Here is a 25661-nt window from a genome sequence, read left to right on the forward strand (position 1 = left end):
ATGAAAAAAGTGCTTTTATCTGCTTACGCCTGCCTGCCCAATCACGGCTCCGAAGAGGGGACGGGCTGGACGTATGCAACCACACTCAGCCTGAATGAACTGGAAGTACATTGTTTGACAAAAAAGGATGGGAAAGCCACGATTGACCCAATGCTGGCAAATGGCCTTTTCCCAAACCTGATGGTTCATTATGTGCTGCTTCCGGCCTGGGTCGACAAATTCTGCAACTCCAATCTGATCGGGATGTATTTTCATTACATCTACTGGCAGTGGAGTGCGATGAAACTAGCCCGAAAGCTGGACCAACAGCATGGGTTTGATATTGTACACCATGTTACTTACGGCAGCATCCAGTTGGGAAGTTTCATGTATAAACTTCGGAAGCCGTTCATTTTCGGGCCGGTAGGTGGCGGGCAGAAAGCGCCAAAAAACATGAAACGGTACTTTGGCGCTTACTGGTCGCGGGAGTGGATGCGCGATTGGGTCAGCACAATTTTGCAATACACGAATCCCGGCTTTTATAAGTCAGTACAAACTGCCGATCGGCTGGTCGTGACCAATGAAGTTACCTATAAACTGGCAAAAAAATTACGACCCAAATTACCCATCGACCGGATATGGGATGCCGGGTTAAATTCAACGTTTTTGCCTGAAAAGGCCGTTGAACATTATCCCGACAGTACGCTGAAACTGCTTTGGACAGGTCGATTGCTGCCCCGTAAAGCCCTTGAGCTAACCATCCAGGCCCTGGGTAAAGTGGACGCAAACATTCCCGTAATGCTGACCATCGTTGGCGGCAAAGGCGAAATGGCCGATCAGGTGCCGCAGTACATTGAACGATATGGGGTTAGGGACCGCATCAACTGGGTTGGCCATGTGACCTTCCAGGAAGTGAAGAATTACTACGAACAATCGGACGTGTTCTTTTTCACGAGCCTGCGCGATTCCTGTCCGCACCAGATACTGGAAGCTATGGCTTATTCGCTGCCGGTCGTTACGCTGGATTTACACGGTCAGGCTGAACTGGTCAATGAAGACACAGGTATTCGTGTGCAGGTCATCAATGAAGAACAGGTTGTAGCCGATCTGGCGAAAGCCATCGAGTGGATGTACGCTCACCCTACCCAACGACTGGAAATGGGCCAGGCGGGTTACGCTTTCGCTCAAACGCAACTTTGGGAAACCAAAATAAGAACGTTTATCGACGAACTATACCCGGCTGTACTATCGAAAACAACTACGTATTCGGCTTCCCTCAAACGAGGGTAATTACCAGAGCCTGATTCTATTAACTCAACGATATTTAATTTAAAACTTCTCAACATGATTACCCTGGATCAACTTTCGTCCTTAGGTATTGGCACGAGTCGGGCAGCCTCGCTGGGAAGTCGGCTTACCCCAGACTTTTTTGCCGGGTTGCTTCATCTGGCTTCCGAACGAGGAGTTAACCTAATCGACACGGCCGATTTTTATGGGTCGGGCGATTCGGAACGATTGATTGCAAGATGCCTGAAGAAAACGGGCCTGCCGTTTTTTGTCGTAACCAAAGCGGGGTTGCCTTGTGTGAACGCGCCCGGCTGGATGTCGCCCCTCAACCAGGTTGTCAAAAAGATAAAGCAGCGGACAGGGACTAAAAATAATTATAGTGCTGCTTACCTGATTAGCAGTGTTCAAAAAAGCGCCAAACGCCTTAGCGTCGATGCTGTCGATGCGTTTCTGCTGCACGAACCGAGCTGGGACGATATTGCCAACGCCGACTCTTGGGAAGGACTGGCGAAAATCAGGCAGCAAGGGCTGGCCCGTTATACCGGGGTATCGTCCAACGATTATCGGGTGGTGGAAGAAGGCATTCGCAGCGGACAGGTTCAGCTCGTGCAAACATCCACAGCCTGGCAGGAGGGTTCTGATTCACCAATACTCGATCTGTGCCGAATGCATAACATTCCGGTAGTGGGGAATCAGGTGCTACGCCCTTACAAATCACTTCAGGGAAAATTTAACCAGCAGGAAAAAGCCATTCAGGAATTAGATGGACTGGAGGGTATGTCACTTCCTCAGTTTTTGATCGCGTCTGTTCTGGCCGAGAAAAAGATAGATACCGTACTCTTTGGCACCAGTGATCTGGCGCATTTAGCGCACAACATTGCTTCGCTGCGCTATGTATCTGCATTGCCGCCTTCGTTATCGAGAATTAACCAACTCCTGTCATGATCGTAACAAAAAACACGTTTCAGCCAGGCCAGAAACTCGACGCCGATATCTGCATTGTCGGCAGTGGCCCTGCGGCTATATCCATGGCGTTGAGCCTGGACAAATCGCCCCTTTCGGTCATCTTACTGACAGGCGGAAGCTGGACAGAAACCATCGCTAATCAGGATTTATATCGGGGTGGCGTGTACCCGAGAGGCTCACACGAGCCGCTGGAAGAAAACCGCCGACGCCAGTTTGGCGGCACCTCGTCGGCCTGGGGCGGGCGCTGCATTCCGTTCGAATCCATCGACTTCAAGACCAGGTCATGGGTGCCCGATAGTGGGTGGCCAATTACCTATAACGATCTGCTGCCCTATTACCACGAAGCCGCTGACTTATGCCAGATCGGTCGGTTTGAATTCAACGCCCAAAAAGCGTTTCCAACAAGCACACAGGAAATTCTGGATGGTATGGACTCCGAGGAGTTGGTTTCGTATTCGCTGGAGCGATGGAGCCCCCCGGTCCATTTTGGCAAAACGTACCGCTCAACGCTTGAAAACAGTACAAACATTCAGGTATTGCTGGATGCGCACGTTCTAGCGATACAAACGCAGGAAGATACAGGCCGCATCAGCCACGTCGACGTTACGATGGAGGGGATTTTATTGACCGTTCATGCAAAAAATTTCGTACTGGCAGCGGGTGGTATCGAAAATGCCCGTTTGTTACTGCATTCGACAAACGACCGTTTTCCAACTGGTCTCGGTAATCAGTACGACAATGTGGGGCGATACTACATGGTTCACATCAGCGGCATTTTTGCCGAGGTTAAGCTCTCCGACAAAAGGAAACTCATGGCCGACTTTGAACGGGACGCCGGGGGTATCTACTGCCGACGGCGCTGGTGGTTTCCGGAGTCAGCTCAGGAGGCCAACAAGCTGCTGAACACCATCTTTTTCCTATATCATCCCAATACGACAACCGGGCACCGGGATGTGCTGTTTTCGTCCCGATTTGTGGCGAAGTCGGTATTATCAATACTCAGCCAGAAATCGGTACCCCGCTCTATTAACAAGGCGAAAGAGTTAATGCCTGCTCTCAAGGAGCATTCTATTAACATTGCTAAAAACGGCTTTTTTGAGGTCCCTTCCCTACTGAAGCTCAGTATGCAGCGGATGGCTAAACGCCGGTTACCTTTTCTGCTCCCCTCCAAGCGCAACGACTATTGGGGGTTGTATTTTCAGGCCGAACAGGCACCAAACCGAGATAGCCGGGTGTGCCTGTCTGATTCGCAGACAGATGCATTTGGTGTACCCAGAGCCGAGGTAAGACTTGCCTTTCTGGATGCTGACATTGACTCGTTGGTAAAAACGCATACCCTTTTTGTCAATAAATTCATTAGCCGAAAGCTGGGCGAGATACGCTACTCGGAAAAGGGCCTTCGGCAGTTTTTACGTGAACGGGTAAAAACGTTCAATTCGGCATCGCATCATATTGGCACTACCCGAATGTCTGATAATCCCGAGACAGGAGTTGTGGACAGGAATTCAAAAGTATATGGTGTTGATAACTTATATATAGCGGGCTCCTCCGTATTTCCAACCGGCGGACACGCGAACCCGACACTTACTATTGTTGCTCATGCGCTGTTGCTGGCAAACTATCTAAAAAGTAAAGATTAATCGAAACGACCGTTGTTATGGGTTAATCCATCCCTCTTTCTATTCAATCAGAACCTTAAAGAATACTGTACTCACGTTATGAAAAAAATCCTAATCTCTGCTTATGCCTGTATCCCGGATCTAGGATCTGAAGAAGGTAATGGGTGGTTTTATTCATCCCTGATTAGCCAGCAGGGATACAAGGTCTGGTGCCTTACCCGAGACCTTGGTAAAACCCGTATTGAGCAGAAGTTACAGGAATCGCCCTACCCTAACCTCACATTTGTGTATGTGACCCTTCCGAAGTGGATTGACAAAGCGTACTGGTTTGGTCTTTTGGGTATGTATTTTCACTACTTGTACTGGCAATGGTCTGCCCTGAAAGCGGCAAAAAAATTAACCAAAGACCATCAATTCGACCTGGTTCACCACGTAAGCTACACGAGTCTTCAATTAGGCAGTTTTCTGTATAAACTCAAACTCCCCTTCATATACGGGCCGGTAGGTGGCGGGCAGATAGCGCCGGACAACATGCGCCATTATTTTAAAGAGTACTGGTCAAAAGAGAAAATGAGATCCTGGGTTAGTGATCTGATGCTCCGTTTCAATCCCGGATGCTACCAGTCGGTGCGTTATGCCGACTATGTGCTGGCCTGGAACGAAGATACCCGAAAAATGATCCACGGACTGGGCCGGACAAAACAGGTTGAGAAGGAATTCGGGGGCGTTGGCAAACACTTTATCCCGATAGATCCCATCACTCGTCCTTCGCATAATTCGCTCGAACTGGTTTGGGTTGGCCGGTTGATGCCGCGCAAAGCACTTGAACTTTCGTTACATGGTCTCAGCAAAGTTGACCCCGGCTTACCCATTCATTTAACCATTGTTGGCGATGGCGAAATGGGCAAATACGTACCCGAATACATTGCGCAGTATAAATTGGAAAACCGGGTAACCTGGGTAGGCAAGGTAAACTATGAGCAGGTGAAAGAATATTATCGGAAAGCCGATGTCTTTTTGTTCACCAGCCTGCGCGATACCGGACCGGCTCAATTGATGGAAGCAATGGGCTACTCTCTTCCGGTAGTTACCCTGTTTCTGCATGGTCAGGCCGAGTTAGTAGATGACACAACCGGCATACGAGTACCTGTTACCGAACCCGAATCCGTGGCGGCCAATCTGGCAAAAGCCATTGAATGGATGTACCGTAATGAAGCCAAGCGGATGGAAATGGGACAGAACGCATTCCTGTTTGCGCATCGGCAGAAGTGGGAGTTGAAAATTAAACATATCACCCAGAAGTACTACAGCCCGATTCTGGACCAGTCTATTCGCAGGCCGCTCGCGATGAGCAACCTTACCGAATAAACCAGCCAAAAATCAGTTGTGCTGCCGTGTGTGCACACAATCAGTATGGAAGAGCTATTTACTAAACCTGTCAAACAACAAACACAATAATGTATATCAGCATTTTAGGTTCAATCGCAACGAATGATCTGCTGACAGAAAGCGCACGGCAAAAAATGGGAGCATACCCCAAAGGTCAGGCGGGCGCTCCACTGATTAGTAATCTCATTAAAGAATACCTCGATCGCGGACACAAGGTGCTGGCCGTTACGCTGGACGACCAGTTGAATGACGATGAGCCACCGTTTGTATATGAAGATCAACAACTAACGTTTGTGGTGGCACCAAAGCGGAAACGTACATTCAGCCCCAACGGGAAGCGTCCGGGTCGAACGGCCGATTTCTTTCGCTTCGAGCGGAATCAGTTGTTAACCATCCTCAAACGCTACAAACCGGATGTCGTTCATGCGCACTGGACATACGAGTATGCTGCGGCAGCGCTGGCCTATAGTCCCGATGCCGTTATAACCGTACACGATAATGCCATGGTCATTTTCAAGTACGTCCGCACGCTGAACCGTTTTTTCCATCTGTTGCTGGCCCGTTACGTGTTTCGGACAGGACGCCGGTTTACGGCCGTTTCGCCCTACATGGCTGCATCGGTGCAAAAATGGACAAGTTCCCTGGTAACGGTGATCGCCAATCCGGTTCCAATGCCGAAGAAGCAACCCGCGCCAGCGCCCACAATGGCGCCTATTATTAGTATGGTCGTTAACGGCTGGGACGATCGGAAGAATAACAAAAAGGCCCTTCTGGCCTTCAAAAGCATTCAGCAGATACACCCGGAGGCTGTATTGTGGGCTTTCGGAACAGCTTTCGAACCCGGTACCCATGCCGATGCCTTTTGTCGGGAACATGAGATTCCGAACGTCGTATTACATGGCTCAACGCCTTATGTAGAGGTGCTGGAGAAAGTAGCCCAAAGCACGCTGCTATTGCACGCGTCGCTCGAAGAGTCATTCGGGATGGTACTGGCCGAAGCCATGAGTTACGGGGTGCCGGTTGTGGCCGGGAAAGACAGTGGAGCTGTAGCTTGGGTTGTAGAAGACGGTGGTTTGCTGGTCGATGTAACGAAGATCGAAGAGATGGTCAGTGCAGTTGACACGCTCCTGTGCGACCAGGAACTGTATGATCACTATTCAGCTAACGCAATTCGAGTTATAAAAACCCGCTTCAGCATTGAGCGTATTGCCGATCAGTTTATTGATCTCTACAAACACGCCCCTGTAAATCCGGAACCTGCCGAACACACGAACGATAAGCAAACCAGCCTAAGCCTCGATACAGCTTATAAAGGATAAGCTATTAAACACTATAGCTACGCAGATGAAACAGCAAAGAAATGAAACCCAATGGCTAAGCCTCGCCTTGTTGCTTATCGTCTCCGTTAGTCTTATCAGTTCGTTGTTCTTTAAAGAAAAATGGCTGTGGATGGATGAAGTTCTGAGTTATATCCTGATTTCGGACTCGTCGATAACCCATATGAATGATGCGCTCGTCAGCAGTATGGACCAAAATCCCCCTGTTTTCCCAAATATATATTGGATGCTTGGTCATTTGATAACAGAGAACCCGCAATTTCTTCGGGCAGCAACGGTTGTCGTATTTGCCATCACGCTGACCATATTTTATCGCTATACAACCCGGTTGATTGGCAACCCGACAACAAATTTTGTACTGATTACGGCTATTGTTGCGCTTACCTATCTGAATTTGTCTTTATCGACGCAGATACGCGGATACGCGTTGTTTCTGCTCGTCTGTGTCGGGTATTTTACGCTGATTCACCGGCTCATTACGTCGCCGGATCGGGCTGGATTGGTCGTCGCTTTCGGTCTGCTGGCGCTGCTTCTGGTTTTCACCCATAGTTTTGGGTTGTTCTACGCAGCCGCTTCAGGGGCTTTTTTCGCAGGTTTATGGCTCTGGTCTAAAAACAGGCAGTACCTGATTGTGCTGGCTGTTCATGTACTGGTTCTATTGGTCTGGCTCGTTGTATGGTATCCGAATTTCGTTATTCAAACCGAAGCTGGCAAGCCGCATTCGTGGATTCCGATACCAACGTTTTCGTCCTTCTTTACCATCGTTGGCGAATTGGCACCAAGCCTGTCGTCATCGCTGGAGCGCCAGTCGGTTTTTCAGATTCTGCCTTTCCTCCGCTTCTTCTTACTTATCGGGCTGTGGGCTTATATCGCTCTGCCACGGCTGGTGAAAAGCAGTTTCGGGGAGCTTATCCGCGATAAGGCATTTACGTTTTACCTGCTGGCGGGCTTCTTTTATCTCGTGCCCATTATCATTTCGCTCGTGGTATCGCTCTTCTTCAGGTCGGTGTTCATTAGCCGGTATTTGTGGCCGGGTCATTTGCTGGTGGTGTATCAGTTGGTGTACGCTTTTTACTTTTTCCGCGACCGCTGGCAGCTAAGCGCCCCGCGTCTGGCTTTCGCCACCCGGCTTCTGCCGCTGTACATGCTTTTGCTGGCAGGTTTCATTTTCTACCAGAATCGAAAACTGACTGCGTTTCCGAGTGGTGTATTAAGCTATCTGCCTCAATTAGACAAACGGTATCCTGTTTTCGTCGAAACGGCCGATTACTTTCTTCCGATCTGGTTTCACGACAAAAAAACAAAGATTCGCTACCTGCTCGATTGGGAAACGGCCATGAACAAACGCAATATTTTACAGGCAACAGTAGCGCATAAAGTGCTGAAATCTGTTCGGGAAAAATACAACGTCAATAACATTTTAACCAGTCAGGATTTCAACCAGTCCATGGTTCCTCACTTCTATGTAATTGACGAAAGCAGTAATTACCAGATTGAACATTTTATTGAAAACGGCCGGGTTCAGATCATCCGGGAACTCCCGATCGGCATAAAGGGCCATCGGATTCTGGAGTGCATACTGCGGTCATAATGAACGCTTGACAAATAATATCCAACATTAACTTTTTAACAACTTGCTATGAAACATCTCACAAAACTAATGACCGTCCTGCTCCTGCTGTTGAGCGTATCGGTAGTCATCATCTCCTGTAAAAAGGACCCGGATCCAACACCGACACCAACGCCCCCGGTTACATCAATAACCAGTATCGATCCGGCTACGGCTCCGGTTGGGAGCACCATTACCGTTACTGGTACTAACTTCAGCACCGATCCGGCCAGCAACACAGTAAGTATTGGGGGCGTGGTAGCCACTATTGTATCGGCTTCATCAACACAATTGGTTGTCATTGTACCCGCAGGTGCTGCCAATGGTCCGGTATCTGTAACGGCCGGCGGGCAAACTGCCCAGAGTGCAGCTTCATTCACCGTTGCTTTGGCGGCTCTGAAACCGGTAAAGGAAGTAAAGGGAACAACCTTTGCAAACATGACCTGGAGAAAAGATACGATTTATCAGCTTCGGGGTATGGTGTATATACCTGCCGATTACAAGCTGACCATCGAGGCCGGAACCGTTATTAAAGGCTCCGGGCCCGAACTGGACCCCGCCGGGACCAACTATCCGGGGGCTCTTGTCGTTGAGCGACGCGGCCAATTGATTGCACAGGGCACGGCAGCTCAACCAATTATCTTTACTTCGGCGAAAACCGCAGGTCAACGCGCTCCCGGCGACTGGGGTGGCGTAGTTCTGGTTGGGAAATCGCCGGTAAACCAATCGAGGCTGGCAGTGAACCCGAATGGCGTTCGGGGTACTGTAGAAGCTTATGGCGAACCCGCCGACAACTCGGGTACACTGCAATACGTACGGATTGAGTATGCGGGTGCTGCCCAACCAACGACACCCGCTACGCGGCTTGGCGGGTTGACCCTCATTGGCGTGGGTACAGGTACCGTTATCGACCATGTTCAGGTGTCGTATAGTGCCAGCGATGCGTTTTCGTGGTTTGGTGGTACGGCTAAACTGAAAAATCTGGTTTCCTTCCGGAATACCGACGACGACTGGAGTATCGACTGGGGTTATGTAGGTAATGCACAGTTTGGCGTGTCGCTTCGTGATCCGGCGGTGGGCAGCACTGCGGGCTCAAATGGATTTGAAGCTGAGTCGTATCAATCGACCGAGACGGGTGACATTACGTCTGTGACGGCCATTAACGGCTATACCCAAACCTCGCCGACCTTTGCTAACTTCAGTAATTTTGCTTTTTCGACGGCGCCTACTACAGGGCTTTATCAGGCTGGTATGTATCTGCAGCGCAATACGGCGATCAGCATTTATAACTCACTGATTTACGGTTATCCTGAGGGCCTGCACCTATCGAGCGCCACAACGGGGGCACAGGCCAACCTGACAAGCGGTACGCTGAATTTAAAAGGGATTATTCTGGCCAATGTGCTCACTCCGGTAGTGGGTGCAGGTGCACTGACAAGTGATCAGGTGACAGCTTATTTTGCCACTGGCGAACGCGCAAATCAGATTGTGCAAACAGCCGATGCGGCATCGCTTTTACTGAATGCAGCCAACTTCAGCCTAACAGCTCCCAACTTTTTGCCGCAAACAGGCTCTCCCTTGCTAACAGGTGCAGTGAAGGATACTAAAATAGCCGATACGTTCTTCACACCAGTGACCTACCGTGGTGCTTTTGGAACAGATAACTGGACGTCAGGCTGGACAAATTTCGCTCCGCAAACGATGACATACGACCGATAAACCGGTACTCCGTTCATTGACCGGACAGTTTGATTAAACCACGGATTTCGATGGAAGCATGTCTATACTTTTGTATGAACATGCTTCCATCACATCTGGTTATAGGTGAAATAAACGCCCAGTTCTGCTTTCAGTGCTAACGAATGGGAGTTACATACGGGTTTAGATTAGCATATATACCTACTAAATCTATATTCATACCATTTTATCCAACATTTTGCAAAAGCAACAGCTTTCCTTTTAAAGTATTGTTATTATGAGCGTCATAAAACCCGCCCTTCAATTTCCAGAACTTATTACCCACTTATCGGGGGCAAATAATTATAGCTGGCTTCATTTCAGGAATGGCGAGAAGAAGCTTCTGGCCAAACCCATCAGTTATTTAGAATGTGAGTTACCAGGGTTCATTCGGGCTCATAAAACTGTTTTGATCAATCCGGATTATGTGAAAAGTCTGCATCAGCCACCCCGCCAGAAAATGGCGGGAGAGATTCAACTGGAGAATGGTATTACTTTTCCGGTTAGCCGCAGACGCTGGAATCAGGTTGTCGATGCATTAGCTTATCGACTTTCGCCCATTAGCGATAGGGCCGTCGTACATCAGGTTGAAGTTTCGGTTAGTCCAAAAACAGCCAACCGGAGTGAAGAGAATGGCGCACAGCAGTCGATTCTGCTGGTGACAGATGATGAGCCAAATGCGTTGTTGGTAGCTCAAATGATGAAAAAGCATTGGTCGACTTATCAATTTCACACGACTCAGCAGGCAAAACAACTACCTGATTTATTTAATCAAGTATCTGAACAAGAATTACCCGCCCTGTTATTGCTGGATGCCCGTACATCGACGTTAGAGCGTTTGCAAACATTACAAAACTTGAAACAGGATTCTCGTTTGTGCCGGGTACCCACTATTTTGCTTGTTTCACCAACAGATAGTTTAGTGACCGATGGCTATAGACGGCAGGCTAACTCTGTTATTTCCTTACAGGAAGGTTACGTTTCCTTCACGCAAACAATTGAACGGATCTGCCGCTTTTGGCTGCACACAGCCGCGTTGCCAGGGACGGTAAAGGCGACAGAGCTAACGAATAAAGTAGCTTTGTAGATCAAATAGAAAGGTTTATCGGTGGCAAGGTCACCGTTTCCCACCAGTAAATTCGTAACTCGTTAAAATAGGTAATCCAACCCGAAAAATCAGTTGGCTTTACAATGTAAGACGAGCCCCCATATTGATACGATTCTGAAATATCGGCAGGGTCGCTGGATGCGCTAAGAACAACAACCGGAATCTGACTGCAGGGAGATGGGAGTGATTTAATTTGCTGAAGAAATTCACACCCATCCTCCCGGGTTGGCAGGTACAAATCAAGTAAAATCAATTTTGGCAATTCCCATTCCTGAATACTGTACTTTTGTACTATCTCCAGTGCTTCTATTGTCGTAGTAGCTAATATGGGCGTTACTTCTGAAAGACATTGCTGCATAGCCCGATTCATCAAGGCCCAGTGATCTTCATTATCTTCAATGACCAATACCCTGGTTTGCTTGACGTTAGCTTTAACAGCTTCGTTTGGTTGGGGGGTTCGCATACGTTGACGTAAAGAATAGTAATCCAAGTTACATATTCTGTATTGATTAATAAATTTAACCGAGCTACTCTATGTTCATTTCTAAAAAATACGCTTTTCCCCGTTCGCAAAAGACGCATGCAAAAAAACGCATGTTGCTCCTGTCCTTCCGGTCATCTACTTCGTTAATTGAAAGCTGTATTCTGTACCCATTCAAAAAGGCGGCCGAGAAAGGGCAATCTTTACATATATACTTCATTAACTGACTACTAAATGATCTTACTATTTACATTAAATGAAGGGCATAGAATAACTGCTACGGGATTGTTGTATAACTAACTCCGGCTTGCCATGCCGGGTGTGTCAGTAATTTAATGAAAATACATAATCTTATTCAGGATGTTGTGGCCTTTAGCAGTATTGTTTACGCCGAACATGTATACGGGTAAGCTGTTTGAATTTTCCTATTTCCAGCTTGTATTCCCGTTTTAAGGGAAAGTTCAACCGATTTTACAGACTAAATTCGACTAATAACCAGAAGCCCTCATTGGCACTTTAGGTTTATTTTATATACATTATAATATTTTTAATTTACTTCTAAAATTAAAATAGTACACGTACGATAATTATCTGGTAAATAGTGTTGGTATGCGCCATTATATAGAATCCTTACTAATATATTTGATAGGAAACGCTTTCATAAGTTACTATTACAACCAAAAATGGCCAAGTTACCCAGTATAAGAAAACGAAAATCACCCAAAATTCCAATATTAGTTGTTGAAGATAATGCTGACAATTGGCTCATTATTCGTTCTGCTTTGTCGCAGTGTTTCCCCGAGGTAGAACCTATTTGGATGAATAATACAATGCAGGTTATCAGCTATCTTGAAAGCTGCACATCGTCCGAAAAACCATTACCCCGCCTAATCATATCCGATCTGTATTTACCACGCAACGAAGATGGATTCATGTTGCTGGAATCTATAAAGAGCCACCCTATTTACCGGCAGTTGCCTATTGTCATATTAAGTCATTCAGAAGATAGTCAGGATGTAGCAAGATCATATACATATAGCATTGCGTCCTATATTGTTAAGCCTATTTCATATCACCAGTGGTTAAATTGTTTCTACACATTTAGACGCTATTGGCTGGAAGCTGTTACACTACCATACCAGCCAAACTAACCTGTTTTCCTGTTCAGTACAGACACAAGCAACAGCCTACCTGTTGCCAATATTGCTATTTTCCTCCAAATTATATTTATACATTACTTACCAATAAGTAAAAAAGCCTGGCCACACAAATTGAACTGGTTAGGTTTATTTACTGACTGGTAGGTTTTTTTTGTGTAAAAGTGGTGTCAAAGTTTATTAAACGGTAAACAAATAGTTTATGAAAAAACAATTTTAAATATATGTGGTTAGGTTTACCAATTGACTTTACTGGCCTGATTTAGTTCCTGTTAGTATGTATGAATATACAGGATTTTGCCAGAAAAGTCTACCTGATAGTAACTCACGTTTATGAATTGTGCTGGTCATAATTCATATCAAACAAACAGGAGCGGGTTTATTGGAATACCTATAAACATGTACATATCAAAACAAAGAGTACTGTATTGCTTAACATTATTTATCTACACCATTTTACCGTCAACGGTCCTTGCTCAAACAACTTACTTTGTGTCCGGTGCGGGGAATGATGCAACAGATGGCCGCTCTTTTAACGCTGCTTTTCGAAGCATTGACAGAGTCAATCAATTAACGTTAAAGGCTGGGGACTCGCTTCTTTTTCGGCGGGGTGATGTATTTAGAGGGACTTTATTGATACGGCAATCAGGATCGGCAACCAGGCCTATCCTGATTGGTGCTTATGGAAACGGCGCAAAACCAGTATTGACAGGTTCAGTATCCGTTACGAACTGGGTTAATCTGGGAAATAATCGCTGGCAGGCCCCCTGCCCCGATTGTGGCAGTCGGGTAACAGGCATGTACCGAAACGGTGTGTCGCTCCCGTTGGGACGCTACCCAAACCCCGACGCGCCAAACCGGGGGTATTTGACGGTACAGGCGCATGCGGGCAATTCCCAGCTAACGAGTCAGGAGCCCCTGACAACAAACTGGACCGGAGCCGAAGTTGTCCTTGCCCCTACCTACTGGATCATCGATCGAGCTGGAATTACTCAGCAAGATGGCAATACGCTCACTCTCAACAATCCATCGACCTATACGTTGACCGATACCTGGGGCTTCCTGATTCAGAATCACCCCGCCACGCTCGACCAGACTGGCGAGTGGTACTATAACCCAGCCAACCACACACTGCAGTTATACGATGATCGGGGCAATCCAAATACTCAAACGATCACGGCAACAGCGGCCAATAGAAGCATTGACATAGCCAATGCATCCTTTATTACCATCAAAAGCCTTCGTATTACGGAGGCAAAAACCGAAAATCTGTTTGCCTCGAATGTATCTGATCTTGTGCTGTCTGACAACGATTTCACGAATGCCGGTGAGGACGGAATTGTTATTCAGGGAACGGGCAGGAACATCCTCATCGAAGCCAGCACAATACGGGATATCAATAACAATGGCGTCAATATCGGCTCTTACCAGACCGTTACATTTCGAAAAAATACGCTGAAGAACATTGGCGTAGCACCAAACCGGGGAAAAAGTGGTGATGGTCAATTCACTGCTTTTCAATGCTTTGCTACTCAAAACACGTTAATTGAAAACAATGTAGTCGATAGTGTAGGCTACATTGGCGTGTCTGTTTTCAGTAACTCTACCATACGGCAGAATTCAATAGCCAATTTCTGTATGGTAAAAAGTGATGGTGGCGGCATATACCTCTGGAATGGTAATCAGCTACCCTTACACGACATCAGGATTGAGTCGAATATCGTGCAGAAAGGAGTCGGTACAACGGGCTCTTTATTGAGTGATGTGTATAGCGGAGCGCATGGCATTTTTCTGGACGATTGTGTGGAGTCAGTTATGGTGACCGATAATACTATAAGCGATTGTCATGGATTAGGCATTTATATGCATGCCGTCAGCAGAGTGAGTTTGTTACGGAACACCTGCTTCAACAACAGCGTAGGCCAACTTATTCTTTATAATTACAACGCACAATGCTTTCCCCGAAACAATACTTTGAGGCAAAATATACTGGTCGCTAAAACGGCAACCCAGCCCGTGGCAGGCTACATATCGGGAGCAAATGATCTGTCGGATTTCGGCCTCATGGCGCAGAATTATTATGCCCGGCCGGTCAATGATGTATTCACGATACGAGCTGTCTATAACAGGACTGTCGTAAATGACCTGAGTTTATCGCAGTGGCAGACTCAGTTTAAGCAGGACCTTACGTCCAAAACCAGCCCGATAACGTATAAAGATTACCGCATCAAAAGCCTGAGCAGTAACGCCCTTGCAACGAGTACGTTTACGAATTCGAGCGAAGACTGGTCAACCTGGAGTCCTTACAACAACGGGAGTGCCAGTTGGTCGATCAATGGGCAACTTGAGGGGGGCAGTTTACAAGTAAGTTTCCCCCAGGCATCGGGTCAGAACGATTCGTATATGCTGGCGTATAAAAACATTCAGTCAGTTACCAAATCGAAGAGCTATCGACTTCTGTTCGACGCCAGAGCAACAGCAGCCAAAAAAATCGTCGTATTTATGCGACAGCAGAATAGCCCCTATCAAGATCTGAGCAGCCGATATGAGGTATTGGCAGAACCCGCTAAAAAGACGTATGAACTAGTATTAACGGCTCTAGTCAACGATCCAAGCGCGTTACTGACCATTCAGGTACAGGAAGACAATCAGACGGTCTGGCTCGATAACGTCTCGCTAAAAGAAACCGTTATTGAGCCGGTAAATCCCGATAATCTTATTAGGCTTCATTATAATCCAACAACGAAAGATAGCCTTATTGTGCTGAAAGGCACTTTTCGCGATGTTAAGAATCATTATTATACTCGCCAGCTAACCCTGAAACCGTTTACGTCGGTTATTTTGCTGAGCGATTCGCTGCCCCCGGTCGATGTTAGCCTCTCCCTGAAAGTAGTCCAAACGGCGCTTAAGGTTGGCGATGTTGCTTCCTTTTCTCTTACGTTGCGTAACGAATCCCCTGGCCAGAACAAAATTTCCAGCCGGGTGCAGTGGGCCTGTCAGTTACCGGCAAATCTGATGTTGATAGGTGGGTCGGGGTTGTCTTACAAGGAAGGCGAACTTAGTGGAACAGTCCAGCAACTAAAGACGGATACGACTTTTGCTTTCCAACTAAAAGCAACAATGGCTGGCCAGTACATCGTTGCAGCTCGGGTAACCGCAACGACCTATGCAGACCCTGATAGTACGCCCGATTCGGACACCGATGAGGGCGATGATGAAGATGATGAAGCCAGTATTCATCTATCAGTCCAGCAACTTACCGCTGTCGATACAACAAATCTGGTGACCGCTACTGAGCCAGTTGCCGCAAGTACAAAACACGCCGTTTATCCAAATCCAACAGCCAGCGAATTTTCATTCATCACCGAAGCCGATGTAGCAACCCTTCGGGTAGCTGATATGCTGGGGCGTGAATGTTTGCGTCTGGATGCCGTTCGCAGGGATCAGCTTATCCATTTTGGCCAGCAGTTACCGGCGGGTTTATATCTGTTAACAATTCAGTATACATCTGGCGAGCAACGAACGATGAAAGTGGTGAAGCGGGATAATTGACAAAATACAGAGACTCTTACAACTAGTCAATTAATGCTCAGGATACGTTATCCGTAAATGGTCAACAACTTCCTTAATCACATTCTCGAAATTCGTAATGAGCGTTTCAAGCTCTGTCGATTTTGTTCCTATTAGTGCCAGTCGTTCTATTTCGCGAATAGCTTCTTTCTGTGCATAGATACCTAAAGTATCGACAGAGGGCTTTGTTCGGTGAGCCAGGTATTTTACTTTTTCAAAGTCTCCCGTTTCATAAGCCTGGCTAATTTGAGTGGCAGTCGCCGGAGTTTCTACACAAAACAGATCGACCATTTGATGAATGAAATCCTGATTACCCTGGCTGATCATTTCCAGCATCGACAGATCATATAACAGATTCTCCGTTTTGGTAGTCTCTTCTTTTAGGACGGGTTCGGCTTTAACAACAACGGCGTCTGAGCCTTTCAGCCATTTAGTCAATTGATCGATAAGTTCTTTTTCTGCAAATGGTTTTGCCAGAAAATCATCCATGCCAGCCTCAAAACACGCTTCTTTATCACTTCGTATGGCACTGGCAGTTAAGGCTATAATGGGTATAGACTTGCTGATTTCACGCCGAATAATCCTGGTAGCTTCCAGCCCATCCATTACGGGCATCTGAACGTCCATGAGCACAATGTCAAAGGAGTCATTCCGAAGTACCTCCACTGCGTTCAATCCATTTTCTACTTCGGTAATAATGGCTCCATAGGGTTCAAGAATCATGTTGACCACCAGTCGGTTCATGCTGTTGTCTTCTACCAGCAGTATGCGTTTCGAGGTCAGGACATCTTCATGCTGTATCTCCTGATCATGAACAACCAAATCCTCAGCAGTACCCACAGGGAACGACAACTGTAGCTGCATGGTAGTCCCCACATTCTTTTGACTCTTCACCTGAATAACACCACCCATTAAATCGACCAGCTGTTTGGTGATACTCATGCCTAAACCCGTTCCGCCATAACGTCGACCAATACTTTCGTCTTCCTGCGTAAACTTTGTGAATAAGTTTTGTTGAAAATCAGGGTCTATACCGATGCCGGTATCTGTCACGCTAATGTAAATTTCCTGATTAGAACCGTTGATCCGGCAATCACATTGAACAGTTACACTCCCGTTCTCTGTAAATTTGATGGCATTTCCCACCAGATTTAACATGATCTGATTGAGTCGATAGGGGTCGCCCAGCAGCACAGGGGCCAGACCTGGATCAATTTTAGTTAGCAGTTGAAGGCCTTTTTTATCGGCCGTTGGGCCCATGACGAGCGATGCCTGCTGGAGCAGATCAACCATATTGAAGCCTATTTTTTCCAGGGAGAGTTCACCCGCTTCAATTTTCGAAAAGTCCAGTATATCATTAATGATGACAAGCAGGTTGCTGGCAGCCGTGTTGATCATGTTGAGCGAAAAATGCTGCTGATCCGTCAACACGGTTTTTGTCAGTTGCTGGCCGAAGTTGAGAATGGCATTCATCGGCGTGCGAATTTCGTGGCTCATATTAGCCAGAAAAAGCTCTTTGGCGCGCGATGAATTCTCAGCGCCCTGCCTGGCAGTTCGCAGTTCGGATTCAAGCTGTTTTTGTTTTGTCACATCGAGATGGATTCCCGTTGAGCCAATCACCTCGCCCGTTTCAGAATAAAGTGGTGCCCCACTTACCAACCACCACATGGCATCACCACGCTTGTTTTTGACAGCGATTTCGTAGGCATCCATAGCACCTGCCAATCGGCTGTCATTCTTTTCTTTCATGAGTAGAATATTCTGCCCTTTGAGCAGAATATCTGTGGCAATCTGCCCGATCAACTCATCCGGCTCATAGCCGCTCATATCGCAAAAGCTATGATTTGTATAAACAATGCGGTCGTCCAGATCAACCTCAATCAACCCCAGGTTCATATTTTCGATAATACGCTGGTATTTTTCCCGTTGACGGCTCGACGCATCTTCAGCACGTTTTCGCTGTGTAATGTCGGTGTATTTCCAGAGATGGCCGGCATAGGTGCCGTCCATATAAATGGGAATGTAATCCCGTTCAAGAAACCGTCCATCAACCAGTTCCAGTTCTTGGCCAATAACCGTTTTTTGATCCAGCAATAATTGATTTACCTCAGTCAAAAATTCGTCGGGTCGCGTAAAGAGATGCTTACTCTGCTCGGCCATTCCGGTGCAATCCATCCCTTTTAATTCCTCGGGCGATGCAGGCACTGAAAACAGGTCGCAGAAATGTTGATTCACAAGCACAATAGCCCGGTGCTCATCTTCCAGCAAAATACCCTCCTGAAGATTAGCGATAAGGTTTGATTGCAGATTGGCATTTTTCCGCAATGTCTCCTCCATCCGTTTCTGGTTTGTAATGTCGGTACTGGTACCGATCATTAGTAGGGGTTTACCATCGGCTGAATAGCTAAATATCCGTCCACGATCCAGAAAATAACGGTAAGACCCATTCTTACTCCGAAGCCGGTAGGTAAAATCAATGCTTTCGTGGCTGCCAGACTCCTCGTATTCTCTTTCCTGCGCAGCCATAGGTTCTACATCATCCGGATGCAGGAGGTCTTGCCAGGCCTGAAATGTATTGGGAAACTCCTCTATAGTGTAGCCAAGCATGTCGCGGTACAGAGCCGACCGGAACACATCGCCTGTTTGCAGATTGTGTTCCCAGATCACATCGCCAATACCTTCCAGGGCAAATGTCCAGCGTTGTTCGCCATAGGTTATATCGGCTTGCTGTTGGCGTATTATCGCTTCTAATTGCTGCTTTTCGAGTCGAAGTTGTTCAATTTCCTGAATCAATAATTCCTTTGGCTCCAACTGCGACGGTACCTGAGAAGTAGAAGGTGTTTTCATTCTGTGTCAGTGTAACAATCAGGCTCAGGACAACGAAAGCTCGTTGTTCTGAATCATTTTATAGATAGTGGATTTGCCAACATCCAACTTTTCGGCGACCAGCAACACATTGTTGTTGTGTTTTTTAAGGTATGATTTAATTATCTGAATTGTATAATCGCGAAGCGTTTTTTCTTCAGAATCAACAACCAAACTTTCTGAATCTGAATTCATTAAAACGTCCTCTGGCTTAATTTCGGCGCCATCGCACATCACTGCGGCCAATTCAATAACCGCCTTCAATTCACGAACGTTGCCGGGATAGTCATACCGGCGTAATTTTTCGGTTGCCGCCGATGTGATAGCTATAGCCGGAAGCCGGTTTGCCTTACAAAAGTCATCCAGAAAATAGCGGGCTAACAGCATAATATCGTTGGTTCGCTCCCGCAGTGGCGGTAAATCAATGGGGAGTCCCAGGAGTCGATAATATAAATCCTGACGCAAACGACCCTGCTTAACCTCTTCCAGCAAGTTCTTGTGCGAGGCTGTAACCAGGCGAATATCAAGCACTACCTTCTCGTTGCCTCCCACCCGAACAAGCTCCCGCTCCTGCAACACGCGCAATAACTTGCTCTGAAGTACCAGATCCATTTCGGCAATTTCATCCAAAAAAAGCGTGCCTTTGTTCGCTTCTTCAAACCGGCCTATTTTGCGACTTACGGCTCCTGTGAAAGCGCCTTTTTCGTGGCCGAATAGTTCACTTTCTACCAGATCATGGGGAATGGCGGCCATGTTTACCGCAACGAAAGGCTTCTTTTTACGATCAGACTGATAATGAATCGCTTTCGCTATCAGCTCTTTACCTGTTCCGGTCTCTCCGGTAATCGATACACTGATATTGGTCCGAACAGCTTTTTCAATCAGGGAATATACCTTCAGAATAGCTGGTGTATTTCCCTTGATACTTGATCCAAATTTATATTTCTGGCCTAGCTCTTCACGCAACAGGTCGATTTCATACTTCAGTTTCTGATTTTCCCTGATTTTCTGAACGGCGTTCCACAATAGATTTTTGGTTCGTTCATCCTTAACAAAGTAATCGTAGACCCCTGCCTGCAGAAGCCCAACCGCTGTTTCAACGTCTTTTTGCCCACTAATAATAATCACTGGTGTATCGGGCAATCGCTCGCGTATGCGACGATACAGCTCTGCACCGTTGGTATCTGGCAGTGAATAGTCGACCGTTATCAGATGGGGCAGGCAAGCCCCAATGCTTTTTAAACAATCCTCGCCATTTGTAAACCAACTGATTTCATAATCAGGATTTAACGATAGATGATATTTAAGAATTTCGCCATACCACGGATCGTCCTCAACAATAAAAATACGGTAAGTACTAGATGGATCCATGCACAAGTCAGCTTTTTACCAGACAGATTATTGGCATTAAGTTACATTATCGTTGGCTATAATTATTAATTTGACTGATTACCTGACTAAGTCAGGCCTACTAAATAAGTAAAGATCCCACAGGCCAGAGAAAGTAAAACTACTGAAATTAGATTTAACTAATTATATACCAGATTATTAGTTGAAAATATTTTTACATATTTCCAGACTATTTTAGACGTTAACCGCACCAAAAAATAAAGTATGCCAGCAATTAATCGATAGCCTGCGAGTGAACTAATTCCTCTATACGTTCATCAACCCTATCTTATAGCAGGCCAATCTTGGTTAGTAGTTTGGATAGTCTCCCTGTTGGGCGCTGTTGCAAAAGCGCTATAACATTCTCAATTTTCGTTAAGACTTCATCGATTTTAGTAAAGTCACTTTCTCCCTTGATGATGTAATCAAATGCACCATATTTTATGGCATTGATGGCTGCCTGCTTATCTTCATCGCCTGATAAGGCAACCAGATAAATATCAGGATTGATGCGTTTGATTTTGCGCAGGATGTTCAGACCATTCTGCTGCTCAAAACAACAACACAGGAAAATAACATCCGGAATCTCGGTAGTTGACGACGTCGTTAACTGATCCATGCACTCCTGTTCATCGCAAAATAGGCTGACACGGCTATAGCCTAAGTTGTGTATGTGCTGCATATAAAGTGTACGGCAGAAAAGGTCATTGTCAATAATAAAAATGGATAATGAGTCCCTGAGTATCATAAGTCGCTATAAAAAAAATAGAAGGTCGAATACTGTGCCAACTAAATTTCATTTTGATCCTCAAGCATTTGTGCGACAGTGAACACATCAAAACGTCCAAATTTTAGACTTTATTCCATATTCTGGAATGACCTGTGCACGATAAATGGTTAGTAAAAGACCGATTAATCAACCGGTTCCTCAAAGCGAACCGGTTAAAACGGTTGTCGAATCAGGTGAATCGTGGCTCATTTCAATTACCATATCAAACCGTTTATAGTAATCCTTACTATGGCACAACGTAAAGCCTTCATTTAGTTGGCTCAGTTCTTCTACTCTCCTTATTCTCTGGCTGCCATTGGAGACCTAACTCAAGCAGTTCATCAGAAGAGATCGACGTTTACCAGAAATTAGCCGGGGCGAAGATGAAGAGGATGACGACGATGATTAACAAGGTCGGGCTAAAAAAGTGACAATTGGCCAACCACTAGCTACTCCCCGTTTCGGAATCGGGCGCATCGACCGGTTTGGATTCAGGCGACCCTTTCTGCCGAAGGAAAATCGACAGCACAACGATAGATAATACAGATAGGAACTCGCTTTGCCAGTTTTGCAGGGACTGAAACCAGAATTCGCTGGTACCAAAAAATTGCCACAATGTTAGATTCTCCGGTTTACCTTTCAGTGCCTGTTCCAGATTGTACTGTTCAACGCCCCCAACGGCATGCAGGAAAAAGGAAATGAAGAAGAGCAGAAAAAAGGCGATACTGAGTGAGTTCTGGTACAGCTTCAGCACCCAGCCCCCACGCCGAACGGGCCAGGGGGCACCCTTTCGGGCAGGCGACGGCTCGCGATCAACCTCTTCAGGTTCATCGGGTTTCTTGGATTCAGATGAGCCTTTCTGGAAGAGCGAAACAGTCAGCAAAACATACATCCCCATTTGCAAAAATTCACTTTCCCAGTTTTCAAAGACTGCTTCGATGCAGTGACCGCTTGTCAGGTAATCGCTAAACGCATAGGGAGTCCGGCCAAAATCGGTTAAATCATCATTGAACTCGTGCCAGCCAACAAGAATCTGCCCAAACAACGTCAACAGCGTAAGCAGCAGAAACAGTACTGAAAGGCCATTTTCACGCAGGTATTTTTTCATCACAAAACAAGCTTGTTTTTCCTGACAATGGGCAACTGAAAAAGGAAAGGGGTTCTCTGACCGAATCAAAGCCAGACCAATGTGTCGACTGTAATTCAGTCAAAAAACCCCCAATTTGACCATTGTATGTGGTTATTGACGGACAACGATATACGCCCGACATTAATCAGTGATTTTAGCTCCTCGCTACATCGTGAAGCGACTCAGCTCCTACCAATTTCTTGTATAGTGTAAGCGCCTGCGCTACTACCTGATCCATATTGTAGTACCGGTACGTGCCTAATCGCCCAACAAAATGAACACCCGCCTGCTCATCGGCCAGGTCTTTATACTGCTTGTAGAGAGCCGCGTTTTCGGGACGTGGAACTGGGTAATAAGGGTCACCTTCGTCCTGTGGATACTCGAAGGTGAGACTTGTCTTAGGGTGTTCCTGACCCGTTAATTTCTTATACTCCGTGATGCGGGTATACGCATGATCGTTCGGGTAATTAACCACCGAAACGGGTTGATAATCGCTTACGTCCAGCGTTTGGTGATCGAATCGGAGCGAGCGATAAGGCAGTTTTCCGTAGCAGAAATCGAAATACTCATCGACCGGACCCGTATAAATCAACTCGTCGAAAGACAGTTCATCTTTTACCTGCTTGAAATCGGTGCTGAGCATCTGGTGAATATTCGGATTATCAACCATTTTCTCGAACATCTTGGTGTAGCCATGCAGGGGCATGAACTGAAACTCATCGGTAAAATAGCGATCGTCCTGGTTGGTGCGGGTCGGAATCCGCGAAGTCACCATCTTATCCAGCTCGGAGGGGTCCACACCCCACTGTTTGCGGGTATAACCCCGGAAAAATTTTTCGTATAAATCACGCCCTACCTGACTCACGACCACATCTTCGGAGGTACGAATGTCGTCGATCTGCTCGCCAACGGATTTGAAATAGTCGGCCAGTTCTTCGGAAGTGAAGTTATAGCCATATAATTTATTAACCGTATCGAGATTAATGGGAATGGGAAGCAATTGTCCATCAACCGATGCCAGCACCCGGTGTTCGTAGGGACGCCATTCGGTAAACTGCGACAGATAGGCAAATACGTCGGGTGAGTTGGTATGGAAAATATGCGGTCCGTAGAGGTGAATTAAAATACCATCCTCGTTTGGACAATCATAGGCGTTACCACCAATGTGGTGCCGTTTATCGATTAATAGAACTGTTTTCCCGGCTTGACTGGCTAAGCGCTCGGCCAATACGCTTCCGGCGAAACCGGCGCCAACAATGGCATAATCGTAATGCATAGAAAGAAATTGTGTTAGTAAATGGTATTAGCTCTCAGAGCTGGTCATGTGTTTAACTGCTTAATCAGGCGAATTGTCACAACAATCGACAGTGCAATTAGGATACGGTCCTACCCGCTCCTGTATATATAACCGATTCTTTATCTTCTTGTTCCCCTGACTAGATAACTTGCACTCGTGAGTAACTACCGCTTATAGACTGGGATGCAGTTCAAGGAGTGTTCTTAAACATCCATCCAACTTCATCGGTTTAATTACCACATACAATCTCGATTCAAATGAAAACGATCATCCCGGCAATTATGGTGCTAGTCACCCTGTTCATAGTTACGTCTTGCACACCCAAAATGAGCTTCACTACGTCAGCTCTTGTTCCGGCCGCTACCGGGGATGTGAAAGTAAAAAAAGACAAGAATAAGAATTACCTCATAAACGTAAGTGTACAAAACCTGGCCGACCCGAAAAGGCTGAGTCCATCAAAAGAAACCTATGTTGTCTGGATGGAATCGGGCCGGGAGCCTTCAAAAAAGTTAGGTCAGCTAAAGCCTGCATCCAAATCACTGAAAGCAAGCCTGAATGCAACAGAAACCACACAGCCAACCGATGTTTTTATTACCGCAGAGGATAATGCGGATGTTCAATACCCGGATGGACAGGTTGTATTAACGACAAAAAAATAAACGTGATGAGGTTATGAACGAGAAAAATGCAGAAAAAATAGCCAGAGTTCTTTTAGGTGGCGCGTTGATTTTTGCGGGTGTAAGCCATTTAACATTTGCCAGAAAAGCATTTAGGGCACAGGTGCCGGACTGGGTTCCCCTGGATATAGATGATACAGTCTTGTATTCGGGTGTAGCTGAAATCGCATTGGGCAGTAGCCTCGTGCTGACCAACGAAAAGCATCAGCAGACGGTAGGAAAAGTTGCTGCTGCTTTCTTCACAGCGGTATTCCCCGGAAATATATCCCAATATGTTAACAAGCGGCCCGCGTTCGGTTTAGATACGGATCGGAGAAGGCTTGTGCGGTTGTTTTTCCAGCCAGCACTCGTTTATTGGGCATTGAAGAGCACAAACAACAAGGTGTAATTTTCTGAGTATAGTGTAAATACAGTGTAATTAAAGTTTTCGGGTATTGTACAGGACAGCATCCTGCTGTTCTGCCGTTAGGCTACTATTTTACCAATAGTACAGGCCATTTTAGCCTGACGGCTGGACAGCAGGATGCTGTCCCCTACACCAATTACTAGACAAGAAACTTTATGCTTTGATAAGGCTTACTCAAACACGTTCGACCATCAGGTCAATTCAGCGGGTGTTACTTTAAGCGTGATTCGCCTGTTGGCTCGCAACGCCAACAACTGAACCGGACGACCTATACGTTCGTCCGTTAACAGCCGGTGAAGATCATCCATTGTGGCAACGGGTTGCCCGTCAAAACCGACAATAATATCCCCCTGTTTTAGCTCACTGTTTCCCGCTACCCCATCAGCTTCAACACTGGCAACGACAACACCTGTTTTTGTTGTTAGCTGGTTGTAGAGTCGAATGCGTTCTGTCAGATTAATAAGCTGACCAGCAATACCCAGATAACCCCGACGAACGCGACCGTGCAGAATTAATTTGCCCGCTACAAACGCAGCCAGATTCGATGAAACGGCAAAACAAAGCCCCTGAGCGGGTAAGATGACAGCCGTATTTACACCAATAACATCGCCATTCGAATTTACCAAAGGTCCCCCCGAGTTACCAGGATTGAGGGCCGCATCGGTTTGAATAACATCATCAATGAGCCGTCCCGACTCTGAACGTAAGGTTCGCCCAAGCGCACTGATCACACCAGCAGTCAGAGAATATTGAAACCCATATGGATTACCGACCGCAATAGCAATCTGGCCGACCTGCACCTGTTTGGAATCGGCAAACCGAATCGCTTTCAAGCCGTCGGCATAAATTTTAAGCACGGCAATATCGGTCGCCGGGTCACAGCCGATCAG

19 protein-coding genes are annotated in these 25661 nt (G+C 46.5%); 12 read left to right on the forward strand and 7 right to left on the reverse strand.

The window, feature by feature from the left end; all coding sequences use genetic code 11:
- The 8 genes from CWM47_RS12635 (at position 1) to CWM47_RS12670 (ending at position 11010) form a co-directional block, all read left to right on the forward strand.
- Positions 1–1269, forward strand: a complete 1269-nt coding sequence (locus tag CWM47_RS12635) for a glycosyltransferase family 4 protein (protein WP_100988321.1) — start codon at positions 1–3, stop codon at positions 1267–1269.
- A gap of 54 nt (positions 1270–1323) precedes the next feature.
- Complete coding sequence (locus tag CWM47_RS12640; protein ID WP_100988322.1) at positions 1324–2211, forward strand: aldo/keto reductase; 888 nt, start codon at positions 1324–1326, stop codon at positions 2209–2211.
- Complete coding sequence (locus tag CWM47_RS12645; RefSeq protein ID WP_100988323.1) at positions 2208–3872, forward strand: GMC oxidoreductase; 1665 nt, start codon at positions 2208–2210, stop codon at positions 3870–3872. The genes CWM47_RS12640 and CWM47_RS12645 overlap by 4 nt, the downstream gene beginning before the upstream one ends.
- Before the next feature lie 78 nt (positions 3873–3950).
- Complete coding sequence (locus tag CWM47_RS12650) at positions 3951–5219, forward strand: glycosyltransferase family 4 protein (RefSeq protein ID WP_100988324.1); 1269 nt, start codon at positions 3951–3953, stop codon at positions 5217–5219.
- Positions 5220–5308: 89 nt separating this feature from the next.
- Positions 5309–6559 (forward strand): glycosyltransferase family 4 protein, encoded by a 1251-nt coding sequence (locus CWM47_RS12655; RefSeq protein WP_100988325.1) that lies wholly within the window; start codon positions 5309–5311, stop codon positions 6557–6559.
- A 25-nt stretch (positions 6560–6584) separates the two neighbouring features.
- Positions 6585–8168, forward strand: a complete 1584-nt coding sequence (locus CWM47_RS12660) for a hypothetical protein (RefSeq protein WP_100988326.1) — start codon at positions 6585–6587, stop codon at positions 8166–8168.
- A gap of 48 nt (positions 8169–8216) precedes the next feature.
- Positions 8217–9905 (forward strand): IPT/TIG domain-containing protein, encoded by a 1689-nt coding sequence (locus tag CWM47_RS12665; RefSeq protein ID WP_100988327.1) that lies wholly within the window; start codon positions 8217–8219, stop codon positions 9903–9905.
- A 256-nt stretch (positions 9906–10161) separates the two neighbouring features.
- Positions 10162–11010 (forward strand): LytTR family transcriptional regulator DNA-binding domain-containing protein, encoded by an 849-nt coding sequence (locus CWM47_RS12670; protein WP_100988328.1) that lies wholly within the window; start codon positions 10162–10164, stop codon positions 11008–11010.
- 1 nt (position 11011) lies between these two features.
- On the opposite strand, the gene CWM47_RS12675 is transcribed toward CWM47_RS12670, so the two are convergent.
- Positions 11012–11494: a response regulator gene (locus tag CWM47_RS12675; protein WP_100988329.1), complete on the reverse strand. Its 483-nt coding sequence runs from the start codon at positions 11492–11494 to the stop codon at positions 11012–11014.
- A gap of 701 nt (positions 11495–12195) precedes the next feature.
- Here CWM47_RS12675 and CWM47_RS12680 point away from each other — a divergent pair.
- Positions 12196–12663, forward strand: coding sequence for a response regulator (locus CWM47_RS12680; RefSeq protein ID WP_100988330.1), 468 nt, complete (start codon positions 12196–12198; stop codon positions 12661–12663).
- A gap of 405 nt (positions 12664–13068) precedes the next feature.
- Entirely contained in the window at positions 13069–16221 is a 3153-nt protein-coding gene (locus tag CWM47_RS12685; RefSeq protein WP_170069424.1) for a right-handed parallel beta-helix repeat-containing protein, read from the forward strand.
- 30 nt (positions 16222–16251) lie between these two features.
- Here CWM47_RS12685 and CWM47_RS12690 read toward each other — a convergent pair whose 3' ends face one another.
- From CWM47_RS12690 to glf, 5 genes are all read right to left on the reverse strand, one after another.
- The gene (locus tag CWM47_RS12690; RefSeq protein ID WP_100988332.1) at positions 16252–19086 is read right to left on the reverse strand and encodes a PAS domain S-box protein; all 2835 of its coding nucleotides are present in this window, start codon (positions 19084–19086) and stop codon (positions 16252–16254) included.
- A 24-nt stretch (positions 19087–19110) separates the two neighbouring features.
- Positions 19111–20475: a sigma-54-dependent transcriptional regulator gene (locus CWM47_RS12695; protein ID WP_100988333.1), complete on the reverse strand. Its 1365-nt coding sequence runs from the start codon at positions 20473–20475 to the stop codon at positions 19111–19113.
- Positions 20476–20782: 307 nt separating this feature from the next.
- Positions 20783–21241: a response regulator gene (locus tag CWM47_RS12700; RefSeq protein WP_100988334.1), complete on the reverse strand. Its 459-nt coding sequence runs from the start codon at positions 21239–21241 to the stop codon at positions 20783–20785.
- 466 nt (positions 21242–21707) lie between these two features.
- A complete protein-coding gene (locus CWM47_RS12705; RefSeq protein WP_100988335.1) occupies positions 21708–22370 on the reverse strand; it encodes a DUF6766 family protein in 663 nt (220 codons plus the stop codon).
- Between the two features lie 175 nt (positions 22371–22545).
- Positions 22546–23667, reverse strand: a complete 1122-nt coding sequence (glf, locus tag CWM47_RS12710) for a UDP-galactopyranose mutase (RefSeq protein WP_100988336.1) — start codon at positions 23665–23667, stop codon at positions 22546–22548.
- Between the two features lie 278 nt (positions 23668–23945).
- Between glf and CWM47_RS12715 the strand changes: the two genes are divergently transcribed.
- Both CWM47_RS12715 and CWM47_RS12720 read left to right on the forward strand, forming a co-directional pair.
- The gene (locus CWM47_RS12715; RefSeq protein ID WP_100988337.1) at positions 23946–24347 is read left to right on the forward strand and encodes a hypothetical protein; all 402 of its coding nucleotides are present in this window, start codon (positions 23946–23948) and stop codon (positions 24345–24347) included.
- A gap of 13 nt (positions 24348–24360) precedes the next feature.
- Positions 24361–24753, forward strand: a complete 393-nt coding sequence (locus CWM47_RS12720; protein ID WP_100988338.1) for a DoxX family protein — start codon at positions 24361–24363, stop codon at positions 24751–24753.
- Positions 24754–24962: 209 nt separating this feature from the next.
- On the opposite strand, the gene CWM47_RS39170 is transcribed toward CWM47_RS12720, so the two are convergent.
- Positions 24963–25661, reverse strand: a complete 699-nt coding sequence (locus CWM47_RS39170) for a S1C family serine protease (protein ID WP_394342014.1) — start codon at positions 25659–25661, stop codon at positions 24963–24965.

It is taken from the genome of Spirosoma pollinicola (assembly GCF_002831565.1).
Lineage (GTDB): Bacteria > Bacteroidota > Bacteroidia > Cytophagales > Spirosomataceae > Spirosoma > Spirosoma pollinicola.